Raw genomic sequence first — 21,773 nt, 5'->3', positions numbered from 1 at the left:
AGGCGTCTCCCAAATACAACAAGCGGCAGGCAAAACCACAACCTGCCGCTTCCATTGTCTCAAATCCAGATTCGTTAGGCAAGAGCTTCAAGTCTCGACCGCCACGGCCTCCCTGGGGTACTCCACCGGTTTCTCCGCGTCCTTGAACCTCACCGATACTACCTTGGAAATCCCCGGCTCCTGCATCGTTATTCCGTACAGATAGTCGGCAGTCTCCATCGTTTTCTTGTTGTGCGTTATCACGAGAAATTGCGTCTTGTCATTGAACTTCTTCAACATGTTGAGGAATCTGTTTATGTTTGCATCATCAAGCGGCGCGTCCAACTCATCCAGTATGCAGAACGGACTCGGTTTGACCAGGTAAATCGCAAACAGCAGGGCAATGGCAGTGAGTGCCCGCTCACCACCCGAAAGCAGATGCAGGCTCTGGAGGGTCTTGCCTTTCGGCCTCGCGACCATTTCTATGTCTGCCTCAAGAGGGTCGTCGCCGAGGAGTCGCAGTTCGGCCGCTCCTCCCTCGAAAAGTGTGAGGAAGGTCTCCTGAAACTTCTCTTGAACGCTGTTGAAAGTCTCGAGGAACAGACCGGAAGCCCTATGGTTGATCTTTTCTATCACCTCGAGCAGAGAGGTCTTAGCCTGGAGCAAGTCGTCCCTCTGGTTCTTTATGAAATCAAGCCTCTCCTTCTTCTTTTCGTACTCCTCGAGGGCGAGAAGGTTGACGGGACCCAGACCCTTCATCTTCTCGCGCAAGACCTCGACTCTCTGTTCCGCGTGGGCGGAATCGAATCCCTCCGGGACAGTGAGTTCCGCGGTCAGATCCACGCCATAATCGGAGTAGATCCTCCTCACCACACCTTCACGCTCGATCTTCTGCCTCGTGAGACTCAGCTCAATGGCGTGAGCTTCCTCCGAGAGTTTGTCCAGCTCCGTTCTGTGCACCTTGAGAGCCTTCTCCAACTCTTCAATCTCGGCCTTCACCGAACTGTATGACACTCTTGTTGCCTCAAGTTTGCTCTCTTTTTCCCGCCCGACAACCGCCACCTCCGCTGCTTGCTGTTCAAGATTGTCTGCCTCGCTCTTACTCTCGCTGAGAGCCAAGGTTGCGATCTGAAGGGATCCCTTCTTCCGCTCCATCTCTGCTCCAAGAAGCACCTTCTCTTCTTCGAGCCGCAGCCCGAGCGAAACAAGCCCGTTCTTCCTTGCGAGCTGTCGCACTTCCTCCATCCTCAGTTCACCCACCCTGGCAAGAATCGCCTCCCGTTGTCCTTCCAGATCCTTCGCGAGCTCCGACAGCTTGTCCAGTTGCTCAGACTTCGGGGCGAGCGAAAATCCCGTCTCGACGACCTCTTTGTCGAGGACGTCTCTTTGCTGCGAATAGGCAGACAGTCTTTCCGTCAGATCCTTCTCTCTGGTTCGGAGAGACTCGGCTCTCGCTTCGATCAGCCTTGTCTCGGCCCTGCGCACCGAGATACCATTTTCGTTGGATCCGATCAGCTCGTCCAGCTCGCGCAACTCTGAAGAAAGGGACACGTTGTGCCCTTCCGCTTCGGTTCGTTGTGCTCCGAGAGAGTTCTTCTCCACGGCGTAGTGCGAAAGCGCGCTACGGAGGTCTTCCAGTTCAAGCGTCCCCTTACTCAATTCGGCCTTCACCTCGAGACCGCCAGGAATCAAGCCCCTGCCACCCGTGAAGAGTTTTCCCTTCTGGATGAGCCCGCCCTTTCGAGTCACAAACTTGACGTCCAATTCCATGCACGCGGGGAGATTCCGGATCGAATCCGCCGTCTGAACGACTACCGTTCCCTCCAACAGCGACGAGATCGAGTGCTTGAGATTGTCCGGGCAGCTTATGAGACTGACTGCCCGGCCCACGACCTCGGACGACGAAAGAACGTCTTCGGGTATTCTTCTGCCGGGTTCCCGATCGGACTCATCCCGTACGAGGACGGTAAAGCGTCCCAGAGACGTCTCGCTCAGAGCGAAAACACACGAGAGAGCGGTCTCTCTGTCCCCTGCTACGACAACCGGTCCGTATTCGTACAGAAGCGCATCGAAGGCCGAAGAAAGCTCGGCGGGAATCCCCACGAGATCCTCGAGGAGTCCGGCTACGTTGCCGTTCACGTTCGCCAGCGTGCTGCGAATCAGCTGGTTCTGCTCGCGATGCTCGGCCGCCAGAGATTCAAGCGCACCCAGTCGGCCCTCTATCCTTTTTGCGTTGCCCAGGAGCGCGGACTCTTCCTCTCCAAGTTCGGCAAGCCTCCTGTCCAGTGAATCACGTTTCGCAACATTTTCTCCTATCCTGTTCTCGAGCTCTCCCAGTTTCACCTTCTGTCTTTCGATCTCGCCACCCACAGTATCCTCGGCTGACCGGAGCTCGGAAAGCCTTGATTCAAGCTGCAAGATCTCGTCGCGCACGACGTTGAGCTGCCTTTCCATTTCCTCTTTCATGGCGGCCAGCTCCTCCAGCTTTGAGCTTCGCTGTCCCTGCTGCGTCTTCGTCTGCGCAACAACCGAGACCAGAGCCTGGACACTGCTCCTGAGCTCCAGAAGTTCTTGTTCTTTCTTGACCAGCTCCTCTTCTTCCATTCTCGCGTCTTCCTGGTTCTTGCCGAGAGAGCTCTCGACGCCGGCCAGCTCGCTCGAGGCTTCCAGGTGACGTTTGGCGATCACTCCTATCTTCTCCTCGGCGTGACGGATGTCTTCACAGAGCCCGTCACCCTTGGAGGCGAGCGCGTCACGCCTCTCTTTCAGCACCATAATGCGATCTCTAATTCCTGCTTGCTGTTCTTCCACGGCGGCAAGCTCCTGCGCGGCGGCACTCACTTTCTTCTCTTCCTCGACCAGGTTGAACTTAAGCTTCTCGAGAGACGCTTCCAGAGACCTGATGGCCGCGGAGGCTTGCCCCTTGTTTGCCAAGCAGGTATCGAGCTCTCCGGAAAGCTTGCCGGCCTCGCTGTCATACTGGCGGTAGGTCAAAAGGCCGAGGGTGACATCAAGGTTCCTGATTTCTTCCTCCAGCCGCTTGTATCTTCGAGCCTTGGCTATCTGCCTGCGCAAGGAGTCAGTTTCTCTCTCGATTTCCAAAAGAATGTCATTCACTCTCAGGAGATCATTCTCTGTGGCCTCAAGTTTGAGAAGCGCTTCCCGTTTCCTCGTCTTGTACTTCATTATCCCGGCGGCCTCTTCAAAGAGAAACCTGCGATGGCCGCTGTTGTCGCTCAGAACATTGTCCACCATTTCCTGCTCTATCTGTGAATAGGCGTGACTGCCGATGCCGGTGTCGAAGAACATGTCTCTTATGTCCTTGAGCCTGCACGGCGTCTTGTTCAGAAAGTACTCGCTCACACCGTTGCGAAAGATCCTTCTGCTCACAGTAATCTCATCGTATTCGAGGGGAAGAAGCCGGCTGGAGTTGGAAAACGTCAACGCCACTTCTGCCATGCCGATGGGTTTGCGATTGGCGGTTCCATTGAAGATCACGTCGTCCATACTATCGCCACGCAGTGCTTTGGCGCTCTGCTCTCCGAGCACCCATCTGATCGCGTCGGCAACGTTGGTCTTCCCGCAACCGTTCGGTCCGACTATGCAAGTGATGCCTTGGCCGAACTCCATCTTCAGCTTCTGAGCAAAGGACTTGAAGCCCAAGAACTCGAGCTTTTTGAGAAACATTTACTTTTTCACCCCTTCCGTAATGATTCGTGTCTCGGTGGATAACCCCAGGGGTTCTATCCGCGATGCGGCGATCCTCGCTCCGTCAGCCGTGAGGAAGGGCCCGACGACGACTCTGTATCCTCTTTCCCCACCACCCAGATCAACACGCTCCGTGAAGGCTCTCAAGCCGACATCGGCGACCCTCGAGGAATCCTGCACCGCGTCGTCATGCCTGGCGCGTAGACTAGTCTCAACATAGAATGTCGCAGATCTCGCGTCATTTGGAAAGCCGAAAACGTCCGAAGAGCGGGGCACGGCTCCGGCCTGAGAACCTCGACTCTCGTCTCCAGTCGTGACGCCATCAGAACCCGGCAGGATAATCGACCTCATCATTCTCTCGTCCATCTGAGGGCTTCCAGACCCGGGGGGGCTCGCTTGCTTGAGCGCAAGGACGCCCACGATTCCCAACACCACACAAGTTCCCACGACGTACTGGCGCCATTGATGCTGCTTTCCGAAGAGCGTCCTCTCGACAAACTCGGAATCCTCTCCAGACGTGGTCTCGTGAGAGTCAATCTCATTTGACAACAGGCCCTCGCCCTCGGTCGCGTCTCTCGTCGAGGAAATGGGCTCCCAACCAGGGACCTGCCTTTCCGCTCGAGCGGCCTCTCCCTCCCGAACGGTCTCGCGCGCGCGAACAACTTCTGTTCCCCGGACGGCTTCTTCGGAAAGAGCGACGGACCCTGTCGGAATAGAACTCACGGAACTCTTCGTTCCTGAACTGCCGCGGGAGTCGGGCGCGTTCTCGGCTGAGGGAGGCTGCTGCCTCAACGGCTCATCGTCCTCAGCATTGGCGCGCAACACCAAGGTCTGTCTCTCGTCAACCTGAGACGATCTCTGCGCGACAATCCCAAGAACTGGAATGTCGGACTTCCACAGGGCAGAGAAACCTTTCCTTATGCCGCCTTTGGTCCCGGCCGAGTCGTTCAGGCAAAGAAGGACTCCATCCGCACAGTTCAGAATCGGATTCACCTGTTTTCGAATAAGAAATGGGGGTACGCAGGCCAGAGTGATGTCCGCCTTCGTTCTCAGTGAATGAAAGACTCGCTCCAGTTCCCTGCCCACGAGCTCGCCTTCCGAAGACACGGGGTGAGAACCGGCCCCGATTATGTATATTCCTTCCTTTTCCGTCTCAGAGGCGACCGTAGAGAAAGAACAGCCGTGTTTGACCATGTCGATGAAGCCCTCCTTGCCCTCTCCGGCCACGAGAGTGTGCATGGAAGGCGCCCTCAGATCGCAATCTATAATGACGACCTTCTGGAGAAATTTCCTCAGCGCCACGGCCAGCGAGCAAAGGAAAGGTCTGAGAATGACGCGCTCCGTGAGCGCACTTACTGCAACTATGTCAAGCGGTGATATCTCGCGAAGCTTGATTAATCTCTCCCCGACGTACTCGCAATCGTGCACCCAAGAGGATTCGGAGAGCAAAAGAAAATCTCTCTCCCACGTGCCTATCGCGTCACTGAGTTCAAGCTCGGCCAGCAAAGGAACCTTGAGGTCGGTGGCTATGCTGGATGCACCTTCGTAGCTGTCGAGGGATGACACAGAGTCGGCATCCTTTTCTGAGAAGAACACGTCCTCAAAATCAACTTTCTTCTTTTCCACTCAGACTTTCCCTCGTCTCACCCAGATGTTCCTTCGCCCCGTCCAGATTTGCCCTCGCCCGTTCCTCTGACTCCCTGTCGCGCCACTTCGGCAACATGCTTGAGAGCCTCTTCCACGATCTTCTCCTCCTCGGGCAAAACGGTTCTCAAGTCAAGACACACCGCCCCTTTCTCCACCCTCGCAACGATGGCCACTTCGCCCTCCCTCAAAATCTTCTCGATGAGGCACTCGTCCAGCACGGAGCATCGAACCACGATTATCCACGTCGGGACTCCGACTTCCGGGAGCGCTCCGCCGCCAATCTGGGATAGGCCTCGTTCCGCAGTGATATCCAGTACGTCGCTCGAAGCTTTGACTCGCGCGAGAAGCGCCTCCACCCTGCGTCTCACCGATTCCTCTTCCTCGGTTATCATTCTCACGGAGGGAACCCTTTCGCGGGCGGTGGAAGTGTCAAGCATCTCAAGGAGTGTGGCTTCCAGTGCCGTTGCCGTCAGCTTGTCGATCCTGAGAGCCCTGCTGAGGGGATTCTCTCGCATGGGCATCACGAACTCTTTCTTCCCCACTATCACCCCCGCCTGAGGCCCGCCCAGAAGCTTGTCGCCGCTAAAAGTGACCACGTCCGCACCGGCGAGGATCCTCTGTGATACCAGGGGCTCACCCGGAAGTCCGAAGAGAGAAAAATCAATCAAGGCTCCGCTTCCGAGGTCCTCCATGACGGGCACCTTCTTGCTCTTTCCGAGCCCGACGAGCTCTTCGAGCGAAACCTCGGACACGAACCCCACCATCTTGAAGTTGCTCTTGTGCACCTTGAGAAGAAGGGCGGTTTTCTCACAGATGGCCCTCTCGTAGTCGCCGACGGTGGTGCGATTTGTCGTACCGACCTCCACAAGCAGAGCCCCACTCTTCGCCATGACCTCCGGCAGCCGAAAGGAGCCTCCTATTTCGACGAGCTCACCCCTCGAGACAATGACTTCCTTCCCTTCAGCCAGAGTGTTCAGAGCAAGAAGCACGGCGCCCGCGTTGTTGTTCACTACGTGAGAGGTCTCGGCCCCGGTAAGTTCACGAAGGAGTCTGTCGAAGTGGACCTGCCTGGAAGTTCTCCGACCTTCTTCGATGTCGTATTCCAGATTCGTGTAGTATCTTGCCGCCTCGGTCACGGCCCCGACGGCGGATTCAGATAGTATCGCCCTGCCCACGTTGGTGTGCAGCACGACGCCGGTCGCGTTGACAAGACGCCTCATGCTCTTCGTCATTCGCTCCTCAAGCGCGCGTATGACCCTGGCGGCGATCTCCTCGGGAGACGAGACTTTCCGTCTCTCTCCTTCGAGGATCGAGCGCCTCTCTTCGTCCACGACTTCTCTGACCGCGGAAACCGTGAGGGCGCGACAATACCGCCCGGATATCGACCTCAGGTGCTCACTGTCCAGAATGAGTTCTACCGAAGGTATCCCCCTGAGTATGTCTGCTCTATCCTTTTGCACCATCGCAAACTACCAGATGTTGTATGTGTGGTCAAGTGCTTTGTACTACATGGGGGGAGTCTATCACGCCAGAGCTTCTTGGCAACAGGAAACTCTCTTCAGGCTCTTGCCGACAAGGCCGCGATGCGCTATTCTACGGCGCGCCGTTGTCCGGACGTTTGGGGCGTAGTGAGATTCGAACAGCAAGAGAAAGGACGCGAAGAATGCAGGCGAGGGTAACCTCAACGACCGTTGTACCCCATCTCCTGGCATGTCTGGTATTGGTGACGGCGTGTACTATTCCTGGTTGTGCAAGGTTGACACGCAAGTCTACTCCGCGCATCTACGAAGGGCCTCTCACAAAAGTGACACTACTTGACACTTCCTTCCTGAAGGGCAAGCGCATCGTTCTTGATCCGGGTCACGGCGGCGCGTTTCCCGGAGCCGTGGGCCGGGGAGGACTCAAGGAATCACAGGTAAACCTCGGGGTGGCGCTCTACCTCTGGGGATTGCTCAGGGATGCGGGAGCCGAAGTCCTTCTCACGCGGTCATCAGACCGAGACTTCCTGCGCGGAGAAAACGCCGGCCTCAGAGACGATCTTTCCAGGAGAGTGGAGATCGCCGTGGCCTTCGGACCGGACCTGTTTGTTTCGTTGCACCACAATGCTGACATATTCCGCTCGCGAGATCGGAATCAGATAGAAACCTACTTCAAGATGACTGACGAGAGCCCCTCCAAAGACGTGGCCAGACTCGTCCACGAGCGGCTCGTCGAAAACCTCGGCACATCAAGTGGCGAAGTTGTTCCGGGAAATTACTTCGTCCTCAGAAACATGCCCTGCACTGCGATCCTTGGCGAGCCGTCCTATCTCACCAATCCGCGGGTGGAAAAACAGCTAAGACTCGCAGAAAAACAACTTCTTGAAGCGCAAGCATACTTCCTGGGAATACTCGAGTACTTCAGACGCGGCGTGCCCCGGGTCGCGTCGCTTTCGCCGTGCGATACTGTTCTGATCGACGCTCAACCGTTGTTGACGGCCGTCTTCTCGCCGGAGAGATCGCCGATCGACACATCTTCGGTGATCCTGCTACTTGACGGAACGCCGATTGCCAAGAATCTGGAAAGAGAAGGCGAACTCGTGAAGGCCAGGCCGCAAAGCCCCCTGGCGAACGGCAGGCATGAACTTTGTGTCTCGTGTCAAAACCTCAACAAGAATTCGTCCGGTCGACGCTGCTGTCAATTCGAAGTGTCGCTGCCTCCGTCTTCGCTCGCAATCAAAGCCTGGCCCGACTGCATTCCTGGCAAAGGAGGCGTGCTTGTCACGGCGGAGGCCAAGGACGTGAATGGTAATGCGATCAGAGACGGGACGTCGATACGATTCTTCAGTCAGAACGGGGGTTTTTCCGCCGAGTCCGTTGCCGCGCTCGGCGGGTCGGCCACGAGTGTCTTCTTCGCCGATCTCTCGGCCGATCAGAGTATTGTCAGGGTCTGCTCTCGAAGCTCGAGAGACTCCCTCTTTGTTGGAGACTCTCTCGTTCTGAGATCTTGCCGCGCCGCAGAACACCTCTCTACGCAAGCTCTTCGGGTCGTTGCAGACAACACGGGAGAGCCGTTGGGCAATGCCGGACTCCGAAGCCTGGACAGGGACAGCCTTCTGGCCGCAAGCAGCCCCCAGGGACTCATGGTGTTCACACCAGAGCCCGGAGAGAAGCTCGCGCTCACACGAACGGGCTTCATTCCCATTCCCATCCCTGCCACAGCTGGAGTTCCACGTGGTTCCCGGCCGGGCCCGACTGCCGCCGAGACAACTTCCGTCGGCACGGAAGACGTCGCGACCGTCAGGATGAAAGCCGTGGCGTCCGGTGCTCTTTCCGATGCCAGGATCGTAATTGACGTTGGATCGGCGTCCAGGCATCAAGAGCGAGCTCTGTCCGGACATCGAACACTTGATGCAAGCGAACCGGAACGTGAGGCGGAAGAACTCAGCGCAGAGGTGGGCGTGCGTCTGGAAAGAGCTTTGCGCGGAGCCGGAGCGCAGTTGCTCGTTCTGAACGAGACCGTGCCCGACGAAGACAAGGTCCTGAGATCAGAAAAGTTCGGCGCTCAAACATACGTGAGAATCGAGCCCTCGCCCCAACGATCGGGCTCCGTGCTCCATTATCCTGGAAGCTCCACCGGGACGGAGCTGGCTCGGGGAGTCGCACGTTGGTGGGGCAAGATGCTCTCCGTGAGAGAGCCGTCTGTCGGAGAAGATGCTCGTTACGTTGTTCGCCAGACAAGTTGCCCCGCCGTCGTAGTAATGCTTCCAACTTCGGCCGGGCGTGGGGACGAGAAGTACTCTTCGATCGTCGCGTACGCCCTGTTCCTTGGAATCTTGGAGAATACTGGCCTGAAAGGCGATCGGTTGGCCGAGCTCACCGTGAGGACAGCGAATCACGCCCGGGATGAAAGACTCGACGTCGTACTCGACGAATTCATTTCCGTCAATACGTCGGCCGGAGAAGACGTCACATTTTTCTGTAAAGAAGGACAACACTTAGTGAGAATTCATTCTCGGGACGGGAAGGACGCACTTCAGTTCGTCTACGTGGACAAGAATGCTCCCACGAAGCTTGATCTCGGGTGGAAATAGTCAGCGGAAACCTCAGCGCCTATGGAGTAAACTTCCCGAAGTCTTCCGGGTCGAGCTCTTCCAGGAACTTCCTCAATTCTTCGGCCCTCTCCTCTTCGGTCTTCTCCTTCTCTTCTTTCTTTAAGAGACTGACATCTTTCGTGCCTTCCAGGAGTGTCTCCGAGAGATAGATCGGCGATTGCGTTCTCAGGGCCAACGCGATGCTGTCGCTCGGCCTGGCGTCGACGTTCACTATTTCGTTGTCCTTTTCTCTTTCCAGGACGATCTTTGCAAAGAAAGTGTTGTCCCTGAGGTCAGAAATAATGATTTTCGAGACTTTAGCCTTGAGTCCCTTAACGATTGTGGCCATGAGGTCGTGCGTAAGGGGTCTCTGGAATCTCTTCCCTGCGATCTCCATTGCGATGGCGCTTGCCTCGGCCGGACCAATCCAGATAGGAAGAACCCTGTTGCCGTTTGCCTCACGAAGGATCACGACGTGACTTCTTGTTTTCTCGTCGAAGGCAAGACCCCCGACGTTGACCTCAATCACAGAAGACACTCCTCACGCCTCCCTATTTCTTGGAATCCTTGGACTCCTTCGCTTTCCTCTTAACGTCCTCCACCGTCCCGACCTTCTGAGATTCGTCCCTCATGTTCTTGATCATCCATTTGGCTGAGTCAACAAGTTCAGATTCTGGGTACTTCTCTGTTACTACTCTAAATGCCGCCTCGGCCTTGGCGTAATCCTTGAGTTCCTCGGAGTAAATGAAACCTATCATGAACTGCGCCTGAGCCGCGTACTTGCTCTCGGGAAACTTCCTCAATAGCTCTTCGTAAATACCGATTCTCTGCCCGCTGGCCTTGGAATCCATCGCCGCCTGGAACAGTTCCTCCGGCGTATTGGCCACTCCCGGTGGAGACACGTTCTTCGAGGCCGCCACGGAGCTATCCTCTATCAGGTACTCCGCGGGAAACTTCGTCTTGATCTCCTGGAAAAGTTCCGATCGCATCGCGTTGACTCTCTCACCACTGAGCCCTTCTTCGATGCGCTGCTTGACACTTTCGAAGGGCATGATTTCGGGTTCGATTCGCTCCTCAACGTTGATTATCTGATAATCCTCGCCGGACTTGATAACCTCGCTCAGGCCACCCGCCTTGAGCGAGAAGATGGCTGCCTCCAGCGCCGGATCACCTCCAACAGGGGCCGGCACCGCGGCTCCTTGAGTGATAAATCCCACCTCGCCACCGCTGTTTGCAGTGCTCCCATCTTTGGATTTTTCCTTGGCTAACTTGGCAAAATCCGCTCCAGCCTTTAGCTGGGCCAGAACCTGCTTCGCTTCGGTGGAATCAGCGAGAAGAATATGTCTAACCCTGGCCTTGATAGGGCCCTTAAACTTGGCACGGTTCTCATCGTAGAACTTCCGCACCTCAGTCTCCGTCGGAGCCACCATGGCGACCATTTTTTCGTACGCCTTGCGGATCAAGATCTGATCCCGAGACATGTTGACAAGCAGCGTGACTTCAGGGTCTCTGTCAAGATTCTCCTCAAGAGCCCAGTTGACCCAGACCTTTTGATCCACGAGCATGTCAAGCAACTGTTTTCTGCCGTGTGGATTCATGAACATGTTTCTCTTGTCCGCCGGAAACTTCTCAATCGCGGCCCTGAACTGAAGATTGAATTCCTGTTCTGTGATGGCAATGCCGCCGATCTTGACCAGGATTCTCTTTGCCGGGTCGACCTGTTCTTTCCCCTGCTCTTTGCCTTGCTGCGCTTCCTGCAGTTCCTTCTTCTGTTCCTTTGGTTGTTCATTGTCTGCCGAAATCGCCAGGCTCGGCAGCCACAGCAGGCTCACACTCACAAGCAGGAACACAATGGCCCTTCTCATCATGTACTCCTTTCAACTGTCCGGCTTCGCATCCTAGTCGCTTACAACCCACACTTTGATTTGGGCGTCCACATCTTGGAACAGCTTTATCGCAACAGTATAAACACCGAGCACCTTCAGGGGTTCCTCGAGCATGATCTTTCTCTTGTCTATCTGATAACCTTGCTTCTTGAGGAGTTCGGCTATGTCGGCGGCCGTGACGGCCCCGAATAGCTTGTCGTCTTCGCCGGCCTTGACGGCAATGGTGCACGAGACTCCCGCCAATTCTGCGGCCAACCTCTCGGCAGCCTTGCGCATCTTGTTTTCCCTGGCGCCTCGCCTTCTCACCTCTTCCTGAAAGATGCGAGCTCCCGCCCCTGCTGAAGCCACAGCTTTTCCAAGAGGCAAGAGATAGTTTCTGGCGTAGCCGTGGGCAACTTTGACCGTTTGGCCGCGCTTTCCCAGTCCTTCAACGTCCTCAAGAAGAATTAGCTCCATGTCTGACCCCTCGTTTACAGAAAAACCACCCCCAGCACAGTGTCAAGGCCGGGGGCTAAGAGTACGTGACAGAATCTACCTGTAGTGTTCGCTTGTGAAAGGCAGTATCGCCAGAGCGCGGGCTCTCTTGATGGCCGTCGCAATCTGGGATTGGTGTCGGGCGCAGGCGCCCGAGACTCTGCGAGGCACGATTTTCCCTCTGTCTGTTATGAATCGAGAAAGTCGCTTCTCGTCCTTGTAATCAACGTGCTTCACCTTCTCAAGGCAAAGCTTGCATATTTTTTTCCTTGGGGTCTTTGCTTCTTTGTCTTTCGGCATGACTCCTCCGGTCTACTCGTCGATTTCATCTACCTCTGGACCGGTCGCTAAAAGGGTACCTCCTCAGAGCTCGTGTCTTCGACCTTTCCCTCGACCAGTTCATCTTCTTCTTTCTTCTGCCTGTCAAGGAACTGAAGCCGCTCGGCCCTCACCTCCAGAACGCTCCTCTTCTGCCCTTCGCTTGTCTCCCACGAGCGACTTTGCAGGCGTCCCTCAACAAAAACTGCGCTTCCCTTCTTCAAATACTCGGAAGCCAACTCTGCCTGCCTCTGCCAGGCGACGACGCTGACAAAACTGACTTCGTCCTTCCACTCGCCGCTCTGGTCCTTGTATCTCCTGTTGAGCGCAAGCGAAAATGTCATGACGGCCACGCCACTAGGAGTATACCTAAGCTCCGGGTCTCTGGTCAACCGCCCCGAAAGCATCACCTTGTTGATGGTAACCAGTTTTATGTCAGACACTCTTGCCACCTCCTCACCAATCCCCGAAGTCCTCGCTCAGTAGTCCAGGGAATCGTCGGATTCGTATGAATCACTCCCGCCAAGCTCGCTAGCCGCAGAATCCAACTCCTCAGCCTTTTGACTTGCGACAATCAAATGCCTGAGGATGAGCTCGTTGAGCTTGAGTCTCCTGGTCAATTCTTGAAGAACAGAGGGCTCACCACTGAAACGCACAAAGGCGTACGTTCCCTCCTTTTTCCTCTTGATGTCGTAGGCAAGTCTTCGCTTCCCCCAGCTCTCTGCTTCCTCCACCTTACCGTCACCGGCAGTAATTATCTCCTTCACGGTGTTGACTTCCCGTTCGACTTGCGACTCGTCACAACCTGGGTCGATTATAAAGACTGTCTCATACTCCCTCACGCAGCGTCCACCTCCTTAGCTTGCGCTAAAAACAGATCGAGTAACTGTTCGTGCAGCATCAAAACGAAACGCATTCCTCCCTATTATCCCACGCTCCGCCTACTTTTTCCAACAAAATGGGCACCGGCAGTTCAGAAACCCCAAAACCGCCGATCGGCATCCGAAGGCGCCCGGAGAGGAACTGCCACCCCCGGACACGACCCGTTCAGGCCAACTCCAATGACGGCGGCGTCACCCGCGTTGTCACCAACGTCATCGACAGTGACAGTAGGACGGCAAGAGTCGTGCTCGGAAATTCCCGCTTTGACCTCATCCGTGAGGCCGACGCCGGCATTGACGGCGTCAGTGCAAGCAATCTCTTCAGACGCGCTCATACGAGCACTGACAGGACCACCGGATTCCTCTTGCAACAGTCGTGCCCACATTCCGACCTGCTCCGCCTCACTACTCGTTTTCCTCTTGCGGTATGCGCATACTGTAGAACGAGCGATACACAAAAAGCAGGGCCACGAGGAAGAGCAGCGTGCCGATGACCATTTTCAACGCCGGAGAAGTCATGGTCACGGCAATTTCAACGGCCAGGAGTCCAAAAAGAGTGGTGAATTTTATCACCGGGTTCATCGCTACCGACGAAGTGTCTTTGAACGGATCACCCACGGTATCGCCTACCACTGTCGCCTCGTGCAAAGGCGTGTTCTTGGCTCGCATGTCCACTTCAACGATCTTCTTGGCGTTGTCCCAGGCAGCACCGGCGTTTGCCATGAAGATGGCCTGAAACAAACCAAAGAAGGCAATAGCAATCAAATAGCCGATGAAGAAGTAGGGACTGAAAAACGGCAGCGCCAGGGCTAAACAAAAAATTGTGACAAAGATGTTCAGCATGCCCTTTTGCGCGTACAAGGTGCAGATCCTCACGACTTCCTTGCTGTCGTGCATCGACGCCTCGGTGCTGTCCAGCTTGATATGTTCCTTGATGTAGACCACGGCCCGATACGCACCGGTGACCACCGCCTGCGTGGAAGCACCCGTGAACCAGTAGATCACCGCCCCACCCACGAGCAGGCCCATGACAACCTGCGGCTTGACCAGACTGAGGAAACTCACCACGTCGTTCTCAGGAAAAACTTGTTTCAGGAGGAGAATGATGCCAAAAACCATGGTGGTGGCGCCGACCACGGCAGTGCCGATCAAGACGGGCTTCGCCGTCGCCTTGAAAGTGTTGCCCGCGCCGTCGTTTTTCTCCAATGAGTGCTTGGCGTTCTCGAAATCCGGCTCGAAGCCGAATTCTCTCTTTATCTCTTCCTTGACGCCGGCCTGTGATTCGATGCGACTCAATTCGTATATGGACTGAGCATTGTCCGCGACGGGGCCGAAGCTATCGACGGCGATCGTCACCGGCCCCATGCCCAAGAATCCGAACGCCACCAAACCGAACGCAAGAATGGGGGCGGCAAACTCCAGACCAGGCGGCATCAGTCCCAACAGATCAGGATGAGAAGAAAATCTGTAACTGATCATCATCAAAGCAGCGATCAACAGACCCTGCCAAAAGGCGGAGAAGTTACCTGCCACAAAACCGGAGAGAATGTTCAACGAGGCGCCGCCCTGGCGGGAAGAAATGACCACTTCCTTCACGTGGCGCGAATGAGTGCTCGTGAAGATCTTGGTGAATTCGGGAATGAGCGCTCCGGCGGCAGTCCCGCACGAGATGATTATTGCCAGGACCCACCAGAGATTGCCGTAAACGGTCCACGGCAACAACAAATAGCTTGCGCCGAAAGTCACCAAGACGGAAATCGTCGAAGTCACCCAGATCAGACTGGTCAAGGGCGCCTCGCGATTGAAGTCCCTGGCCTTCCCGTACCGCCAGACACTGAAGCTGTCGTTGAGAAAATAGGAAACCAGAGAAGTCAGGATCATGAGGATGCGCATGACAAAAATCCAGATAATGAGATGGCCGGCGATTTCGGGCCTGCTGGCCAGGGCCAGAGCCAAGAAGGCGATCAGAGCCACGCCGGTGACGCCGTAGGTTTCAAAGCCGTCAGCCGTCGGACCGATGCTGTCCCCGGCGTTGTCGCCGGTGCAATCGGCTATCACGCCCGGATTCTTGGGATCGTCTTCCGGCAGCTTGAAGATTATCTTCATCAGATCTGAACCGATGTCGGCGATCTTGGTGAAAATGCCCCCGCAAATACGCAGAGCGCTCGCTCCCAAGGATTCCCCTATGGCAAAACCTATGAAACAGGGGCCGACGAGATTTCTGGGCAAGAAGGCGAGGATGCAAATCATGAAGAAGAGTTCCACGCTCACCAGCGAAAGACCCACGCTCATCCCCGACCGCAGGGGAATGGCCACGGACAGCCAGGGCAGGCCGCGGAGAGCGGCAAAGGCCGAACGTGAATTGGCCTGCGTATTGATCCGGATGCCGAACCAGGCCACGCCGTAAGAACCGAGAACACCCAAAATGGAACAGGTCAGAATAATGAGAACGTCACCGGCTGATTTGTGCTGCAGAGCGCCGAAATAATAGAGCATGCACAAACCTATCAGCACCCATAGAATGGCCAAGAACTTGCCCTGTTGGAAGAGATATGTCTTGCAGGTTTCCCATATGGTTTGAGAAACCGAACGCATCGCGGTCGGCACGGGCAGGTTTTTGGTTTGATAGTATTGGATCAAACCAAAAATGAGACCGATCACGCAAACCACCAATCCACCGTAAAGCAAGGTCAGACCGCTCACAGTTCGGCCGGAAATGTCAAAACTGACGGCGCGCAAGTCGGGCAAATTGATGTCCGCCTCGCCGGCACACGCCGGCGATACGGCACACAAGAAAAATCCCAACGCCAAGAGAGCGCACACGAACCAGCCAATTGACTTCTCGCGACTTGATTTCCTGAGATGAAGAGCAGGCAGCACCGCTACCAGTCCTGCTCCGATGCCAACCAAGGCTTCACGCGACACGTCGAATTGCACACAACCTCCTTGTCCTGCGCTGACAGGGCCTGGACATTCTTGTGTCACACTAATTGAACCTGGCCATCGCCTCATCCAGACCTTCTCTCAAACTGAAAAGCAGCGCGTCGGCCGCCAGAGCGACGGCTTCCGCGAAATCCTTCTTCTCGGAGCCGTCCGGCTTCCTGAGGACGTATTCTTCCAAACTCTCGCCGGGAGCGGGCATTCCTATGCCAATCCTGAGGCGAGGAAAAGCTTGTGTACCCAGGGCCTCGATGATTGACTGAAGGCCCTTGTGCCCGCCGGAACTCCCCTTCTTTCTAAGTCTTATCTTCCCCAAAGGCAGAGAAGCATCGTCGCATACTACAAGAAACTCCTGGAGGAAAATCTCAAAATCCCGGCGAACCGCATCCAAGGCTATTCCACTCAGATTCATGTACGTGAGCGGCCGCACAAGAAGTATTTCCGAATCCTCAAGCCTGCACCTTTCGGCCTCGTACAGTTGAGTCTTCTTTCTCCAGGAGCATCCAAGCGAGCCATGGAGTTTCTCTATTGCAAGAAATCCTGCATTGTGTCTTGTGAGTCGGTATCGCCTCCCGGGGTTTCCCAACCCAACGGCACACCACACAGATTATTTCTCCCCTTCGCCCTCTTTGCCCTCTTCCTCCTCGCCCTCCTTCTCCTTGCGAACAAGTTCCGGTTCTGCGGCCTCTGGTACCTCGACTTCCTTGGCGACCTCTTCGACAGCAGGCGGAACCACCGTCACAACGGATCTCTCCCCAGCCGTCACTATGGTACCTTTCGCCAAAGTGAGTTCGCTGACGTGAATCGAGTCGCCGATCTTGAGGGCGGACACGTCCACCTGTATCTCGGGTGGAATCTCCGTAGCAAGACATTCCACCTCGACTTCTCTCAAAACATGCTCAAGAATTCCGCCAAGGTCCTTCACGCCGATGGGAATGCCGATCACCACGATGGGCACATTCACGGTGACTTTCTCGGTGAGAGATATGTGATGCAAGTCGAAGTGCAAGACGGATCCGCTTACGGGATCGCGCTGAATGTCACAAATGATGGCCTTCCTGTCGCTCGAGTCTCCCTCGAGCTTGAGGTCCACTATCACGTTTGCTCCCGAGGCTGTGTGAATGAGGGTTTGGAAGTCGTCGTACTTCGCTTCAAAGGGAATCGATTGCTCTCCCTCTCCATAAATAATGCCGGGGATTATCCCGCTCCGCCTGGACCTTTTCGCAGGACCCTTACCAATCAGCTTACGAAGCCTCCCCTCCAGAACAACGATCGCCATTTCTCTTTCCTCCCGTCAAACAAAAAGTGAGCTCAGAGAGCGCTCCTCATGGATTCTCTTTATGGCTTCGCCGAGTAGCTCGGCCACCGAGAGAACCTTTATCTTGGGAATCAGCGTCTCAGGAGCGAGTGGAATTGTATCGGTTACAACGATTTCTTCGATGGGCGCACGGCCCAGGAGTACCAAGGCGTCCTTACAAAATACGGGGTGCGAGCAGCCAACCGTAATGCGACGCGCCTTCTGTCTGTGGAGCGCTGCCGCTGCCTCTGCTATAGTGCCGCCCGTGCTTATCAGGTCATCCACTATCACCACGTCTCTCCCCTCAACCTCGCCGATCACGTTCAGCACCTCCGACACATCAGGCTTCGGCCTGCGTTTGTCGATGAGGGCCAGCGAGGCACCCAGCCTCTTCGCAAATGCTCTGGCCATTTTCACACTGCCTATGTCCGGCGCCACGACCACAAGGTCCTTGAAGGCTTTCTTCGAGAGATAGTCTATCAACACCGGCGCAGCGTAGAGGTGGTCAAAAGGTATGTCGAAGAATCCCTGTATCTGAGCGGAGTGCAGATCCATCGTCAGCACGCGCTCGGCACCGGCAACGGTGATGAGGTTTGCCACGAGCTTCGCCGTGATCGGGACGCGCGGCTGATCTTTACGATCCTGCCTAGCGTAGCCAAAATACGGAATGACGGCGGTCACCCTCCTGGCAGAGGAACGCTTTGCAGCGTCGAGCATGACCAATAGCTCCATCAGGTTTTTCGAGGGTGGAAAGGTCGGTTGAAAGATGAAGACGTCTACACCGCGGATGTTCTCGTTGAGTTTCACTCGCGTTTCGCCGTCGTTGAACTCCGAGACTTCGATGTCGCCCAGCGCCGTGCCCAGGTAGCCGCAAACGTCGGCCGCAAGTTTACTGTTCGCGTTTCCGGAAAAAACCTTCAATTCGTCCATCTTCCTTCTCCGTCAAGAAGTGACGCTCCTCTGCGCACGACAATTCCCACAAACAAAAAAGTGACCCTCTTGAGCGACTCTGCTTCACGACCACATTGGGTCACTTATCGTGACACTGAGCGGGAAAGCATTTGCTGGGGCGGGAGGATTCGAACCTCCGGATGCAGGATCCAAAATCCTGTGTCTTACCGCTTGACGACGCCCCAAGAGCCAGCAACGAAATCTGCTCTAGACCCTTCCTTCTTGCTTCGGACGGTCGTCGCAACGGCTTTCTAAGGCTTATGTAGGGAGTCCGTCACCCGCTCCCGACAGTACTTAGCTGCCTGGTTTTCTCCTCTCGGTAGGCGCGCAGTACGGCGTCCTCAAGAGTGTCGCGACACTCGTTGTTGATAGGGTGCGCGACATCCTGGTAGGTGCCGTCGACCTTCTTCTTGCTGGGCATTGCAACAAACACCCTGCTGTCTCTGCCCTCAATCACCTTGAGCCCCCTCACCACAAAGCAGTTGTCAATGGTGATGCTTGCAAAGGCCCTGAGTTTCTGGTCGTCTCTGAGAGTGATCCTGACTTCTGTGATCTGCATCAACCGTCACCGCCTTACAGCTCCGAGGAACCTCAGTATCTGTTAACCAGTGTGGACCTAGCGTCTGTCCAAGAAACGTCTGGGGGGCTCCACAACGGCCAACGCCCGACGCTAGTTCCAACTGAGCTCGACCCAGCCCGTTCGCACCGTGCGTACCACAGAAACAAAAAGACCGAGACGACTCATCCTTGTAGCGATTGCGGTCGCAGAAGTCCTGCCGCGCGCGACTCCAAAAACTGTCGGTCCACTGCCGCTCATAAGACTCCCGATCGCACCACTGGAGATCAGAGCGTCTTTGAGCTCGTGGACCACCGGATAGGTCTCGATTACGCCACTCTCCAAATCGTTCCGGAGAGTTTTCCTCACGTTGGCCTCGTCAAGGCCTGCTCCGGGAATCATGATTTTAGACTTGTGCCCTGCCTTTGTCAACCCTATTTTGACCACCGAATAGGCCCACCCCGAACTGATTCTCAGTGAGGGAGTTACCAGGACAAACCACGCCTCCGGGAAGCTCTCCACGGGAGTGAGTCGCTCTCCCCTACCTTCAACGAGCTGAGCTCCCCCTCTGATGAAAAACGGGACGTCCGAACCAATCTTTTCCCCGAGAGCCTGCAGCTTCTGTTCGGTGAGCGACAACCCCCACAGTTTGCTCAACCCCACCAGGGTGCAGGCCGCGTCGCTGCTCCCGCCGCCAAGACCCGCGGCGACCGGGATGGATTTCTCAAGCGTTATCTCTGCTCCCCCGCGGTGATTCGCGTATTCTTTCAGCACTCGGGCCGCCTTGAGACAGAGATTGCCGGGCCCCGACGGGACGTCGCCCGAATCACATTTGAGAGTGAGGTCGGTGCGAATCCTTCTGAACTCCAGAGTGTCAGCAAGATCCACGTTCACCATCAGGGAGCGAATGTCGTGGTAGCCGTCTTCCCTTTTCCCGAGAATCTCGAGAAAAAGGTTGGTCTTGGCAAACGCTCTGAACCGCAGGAAAGATCCGCTCATCCTCCCACGCCTTGCCTTTTCTATGAAACGTAAAAAATCAGAAGCACGCCGAGAAACCAGAGAATGATAGTCGCGATCAGGGGGACGTCACGCAACAGGAGCTCGGAGGGATTGCCGCCTTCCCTCTTCTGCGTGACGAGGAAGGCGTAGCGAAATATGCCGTATATCACAAACGGAATCGTGAGAACCATGTTACGCGAGTGAAACTTCTCCACCGTGGCGGGCCAGATGGTGTAGATGGAATATGATATCACGGTCGCGGACATCAGCGCGTATATGATTCCGTCAAGGAAATCGAGTGAATATTCGCCGAGCGTGCTCCTATGCTGCGTCGCCTTCTCGTCCAGCAAATACATCTCGTGCCTGCGTTTTCCGAACGACATGAAGAGAGCAAGAAAGAGCGTGCAGACAAGAAGCCACGGTGACAGGTCAATCGCTGCAACGTGTCCCCTCAGGACTTCGACTCCCGCGATGGCCCTCAGAACAAAGCCGATCGAGATAACGAGAACGTCGAGAATGACTACGCGCTTGAGATATAGCGAATATAGGACGCTGAGGATGAGGTAGACGGCCGCCACGCCGGCAAAAGAGGGGCCGAGAAGCAAGGAGAGGACCATCCCCACGACGATGAAGACGCCGGCCGCCACGCTCGCTTCGACCACGCCGAGTTCTCCGAGGGCGATGGGCCTGCTTCGCTTACCGGGATGAAGCTTGTCAGTCTCAAGATCTGCGATGTCGTTGAAAATGTAGACACCTCCCGAAAGCAAGCAGAAGGCCACGAAGCCCAGAAGTGTCCTCAGAAAAAGAGCCGGGTTCACAAAATGCTGCGAGAATATCAGCGCAGCGAAGACGAGCAAGTTCTTCACCCACTGATGAGGTCTCGCCTCTTTCATGATTCGCGAAAAAGTGTCATACATCTGGCCGGTCTCCTAACTCCTGGAAAGTAAAGTCACGCCCACGCAGATCACTGCCAAGCCTGCGACTCGCAACACGCTCACCTGCTCCTTGAAAAGAAACCACGAAAGGAAAACGGCGAGCACATAGCCCATGCTGACCAGGGGGTAAGCATAACTCAGTTCGACCCTCCCCAAGACAATGAGCCAGACAAGGGAGCTCAACCCGTAGAGGAGAAAACCCGACAGCACAAAGGGATTGGTGAACGCCGAGACGAAATACGAGTAGACGGAGGACATCTCACCGAGTCGCGCCACGAGGTTTGCCTTCTGGATGCCGTGCTTCATGGACAGCTGACCAAGGACCGCGATGAAAACACTGATGAAGATGAGAAGAAAGTTTTTCATTTTCCTCCAAAGATTGCTCTCTCCACTAGAAAGCAGATTGCGTGACCTACGGCTATGTGCGCTTCCTGAACTCTCGGGCAGTCCGAGGAAGGCACGACGAGACACATGTCGCACCTTCGGGCGAACCCGGTCCCCTCGGCTCCGGTGAAACCTATGACAAACATCCCGATTTTCCGAGCGAGGGTCACCGCATTCAACACGTTTCGAGAACCACCGCTGGTAGAAAAAGCCAGAAAAACGTCGCCGCTCCTGCCCAGACCTTCGATTTGTTTCGAGAAAACGCGCTCGTATCCGTAGTCATTCGCTATGGCCGTCACTGACGAAGAATTCGTCGTAATTGAAATTGCGGGAAGCGCGCGACGGTTCAAATAGAACTTTCCGGAAAGTTCGGCGGCGATGTGCTGCGCGTCCGCGGCGCTACCGCCGTTGCCGCAGCACATTATCTTCCCACCCCCCTGCAATCTCGTCACTATTTCGTCGGCAGCCCGTGCGGCCCATCCCGGAAAGGACTCGGCCACGGTCTGCAGGAGCTGCGCGGAACCGCCGAGGGCCTCGCGGGCGCTCTTCTCGTACTGGTTGAGTCTGACTCGCCGGCTTGTCTCCGTTCGCCTCGCCCGTCCTTTCCCCGACGTCGCTCCTGGTTTCCCGCCGGTCTTCTTCCCCGGTCTCTTTAGCCGTCTCTCATCATGTTTCTTCACTTGGCAAATCCTTGTGTGTTGTCACTAAGTCCCAATACGTGATGCCCGGCTCTCCGAGCCAGACCG

19 protein-coding genes and 1 tRNA gene are annotated in these 21,773 nt (G+C 55.7%); 1 reads left to right on the top strand and 19 read right to left on the bottom strand.

All coding sequences use genetic code 11. The features are described 5' to 3' along the window. Positions 1-87: 87 nt before the first annotated feature. Genes smc through selA form a run of 3 tightly spaced genes read right to left on the bottom strand, consistent with a single transcriptional unit; the run spans position 88 to position 6,797 of the window. Complete coding sequence (smc, locus tag NTX17_03195; protein ID MCX5800373.1) at positions 88-3,666, bottom strand: chromosome segregation protein SMC; 3,579 nt, start codon at positions 3,664-3,666, stop codon at positions 88-90. Continuing rightward, the gene (locus NTX17_03190; protein ID MCX5800372.1) at positions 3,667-5,313 is read right to left on the bottom strand and encodes a hypothetical protein; all 1,647 of its coding nucleotides are present in this window, start codon (positions 5,311-5,313) and stop codon (positions 3,667-3,669) included. 17 nt (positions 5,314-5,330) lie between these two features. After that, positions 5,331-6,797, bottom strand: a complete 1,467-nt coding sequence (gene selA, locus NTX17_03185) for an L-seryl-tRNA(Sec) selenium transferase (GenBank protein ID MCX5800371.1) — start codon at positions 6,795-6,797, stop codon at positions 5,331-5,333. A 293-nt stretch (positions 6,798-7,090) separates the two neighbouring features. Between selA and NTX17_03180 the strand changes: the two genes are divergently transcribed. Then, entirely contained in the window at positions 7,091-9,406 is a 2,316-nt protein-coding gene (locus tag NTX17_03180; GenBank protein MCX5800370.1) for an N-acetylmuramoyl-L-alanine amidase, read from the top strand. A 19-nt stretch (positions 9,407-9,425) separates the two neighbouring features. Here the strand turns inward: NTX17_03180 and NTX17_03175 are convergent, their stop codons facing one another. The 16 genes from NTX17_03175 to NTX17_03100 all read right to left on the bottom strand — a co-directional run bounded on the left by NTX17_03175 (position 9,426) and on the right by NTX17_03100 (position 21,707). Then, positions 9,426-9,944 (bottom strand): bifunctional nuclease family protein, encoded by a 519-nt coding sequence (locus NTX17_03175; GenBank protein ID MCX5800369.1) that lies wholly within the window; start codon positions 9,942-9,944, stop codon positions 9,426-9,428. 13 nt (positions 9,945-9,957) lie between these two features. After that, a complete protein-coding gene (locus NTX17_03170) occupies positions 9,958-11,271 on the bottom strand; it encodes a peptidyl-prolyl cis-trans isomerase (protein MCX5800368.1) in 1,314 nt (437 codons plus the stop codon). 33 nt (positions 11,272-11,304) lie between these two features. After that, entirely contained in the window at positions 11,305-11,748 is a 444-nt protein-coding gene (gene rplI, locus NTX17_03165) for a 50S ribosomal protein L9 (GenBank protein MCX5800367.1), read from the bottom strand. Positions 11,749-11,823: 75 nt separating this feature from the next. Beyond that, positions 11,824-12,066: a 30S ribosomal protein S18 gene (gene rpsR, locus NTX17_03160; protein ID MCX5800366.1), complete on the bottom strand. Its 243-nt coding sequence runs from the start codon at positions 12,064-12,066 to the stop codon at positions 11,824-11,826. 47 nt (positions 12,067-12,113) lie between these two features. Continuing rightward, positions 12,114-12,527 carry a single-stranded DNA-binding protein gene (locus NTX17_03155; protein ID MCX5800365.1) on the bottom strand — a complete coding sequence of 138 codons (414 nt, stop codon included), beginning with the start codon at positions 12,525-12,527 and terminating at the stop codon, positions 12,114-12,116. Positions 12,528-12,563: 36 nt separating this feature from the next. Then, on the bottom strand, positions 12,564-12,926 hold the full coding sequence (gene rpsF / locus NTX17_03150) for a 30S ribosomal protein S6 (GenBank protein ID MCX5800364.1): 363 nt from the start codon (positions 12,924-12,926) through the stop codon (positions 12,564-12,566). Between the two features lie 444 nt (positions 12,927-13,370). Then, on the bottom strand, positions 13,371-15,788 hold the full coding sequence (locus NTX17_03145) for a sodium-translocating pyrophosphatase (protein MCX5800363.1): 2,418 nt from the start codon (positions 15,786-15,788) through the stop codon (positions 13,371-13,373). Positions 15,789-15,951: 163 nt separating this feature from the next. Continuing rightward, positions 15,952-16,509 carry an aminoacyl-tRNA hydrolase gene (gene pth, locus NTX17_03140; GenBank protein ID MCX5800362.1) on the bottom strand — a complete coding sequence of 186 codons (558 nt, stop codon included), beginning with the start codon at positions 16,507-16,509 and terminating at the stop codon, positions 15,952-15,954. 3 nt (positions 16,510-16,512) lie between these two features. After that, positions 16,513-17,184: a 50S ribosomal protein L25 gene (locus NTX17_03135; protein MCX5800361.1), complete on the bottom strand. Its 672-nt coding sequence runs from the start codon at positions 17,182-17,184 to the stop codon at positions 16,513-16,515. 15 nt (positions 17,185-17,199) lie between these two features. Then, a complete protein-coding gene (locus NTX17_03130) occupies positions 17,200-18,132 on the bottom strand; it encodes a ribose-phosphate pyrophosphokinase (protein ID MCX5800360.1) in 933 nt (310 codons plus the stop codon). 134 nt (positions 18,133-18,266) lie between these two features. Beyond that, a tRNA-Gln gene (locus tag NTX17_03125) sits at positions 18,267-18,338 on the bottom strand. Positions 18,339-18,427: 89 nt separating this feature from the next. Continuing rightward, positions 18,428-18,712, bottom strand: coding sequence for a SpoVG family protein (locus tag NTX17_03120; GenBank protein ID MCX5800359.1), 285 nt, complete (start codon positions 18,710-18,712; stop codon positions 18,428-18,430). A 111-nt stretch (positions 18,713-18,823) separates the two neighbouring features. Then, positions 18,824-19,708 carry a 4-(cytidine 5'-diphospho)-2-C-methyl-D-erythritol kinase gene (gene ispE, locus NTX17_03115; protein ID MCX5800358.1) on the bottom strand — a complete coding sequence of 295 codons (885 nt, stop codon included), beginning with the start codon at positions 19,706-19,708 and terminating at the stop codon, positions 18,824-18,826. Between the two features lie 20 nt (positions 19,709-19,728). Further along, entirely contained in the window at positions 19,729-20,625 is an 897-nt protein-coding gene (locus NTX17_03110; protein ID MCX5800357.1) for a decaprenyl-phosphate phosphoribosyltransferase, read from the bottom strand. Between the two features lie 12 nt (positions 20,626-20,637). Next, a complete protein-coding gene (locus NTX17_03105) occupies positions 20,638-21,009 on the bottom strand; it encodes an EamA family transporter (protein ID MCX5800356.1) in 372 nt (123 codons plus the stop codon). Continuing rightward, positions 21,006-21,707 (bottom strand): D-sedoheptulose 7-phosphate isomerase, encoded by a 702-nt coding sequence (locus NTX17_03100; protein MCX5800355.1) that lies wholly within the window; start codon positions 21,705-21,707, stop codon positions 21,006-21,008. Before NTX17_03100 ends, NTX17_03105 begins: the two co-directional genes overlap by 4 nt. Positions 21,708-21,773 lie beyond the last annotated feature (66 nt).

This window comes from Candidatus Eisenbacteria bacterium, from assembly GCA_026388185.1.
In the GTDB taxonomy this organism is placed as follows: Bacteria; Eisenbacteria; RBG-16-71-46; order JAFGJU01; family JAFGJU01; genus JAPLKG01.
The sequence above is the reverse complement of the archived record's forward strand: the minus strand, read 5'-3'. Positions and strand labels throughout refer to the sequence as shown.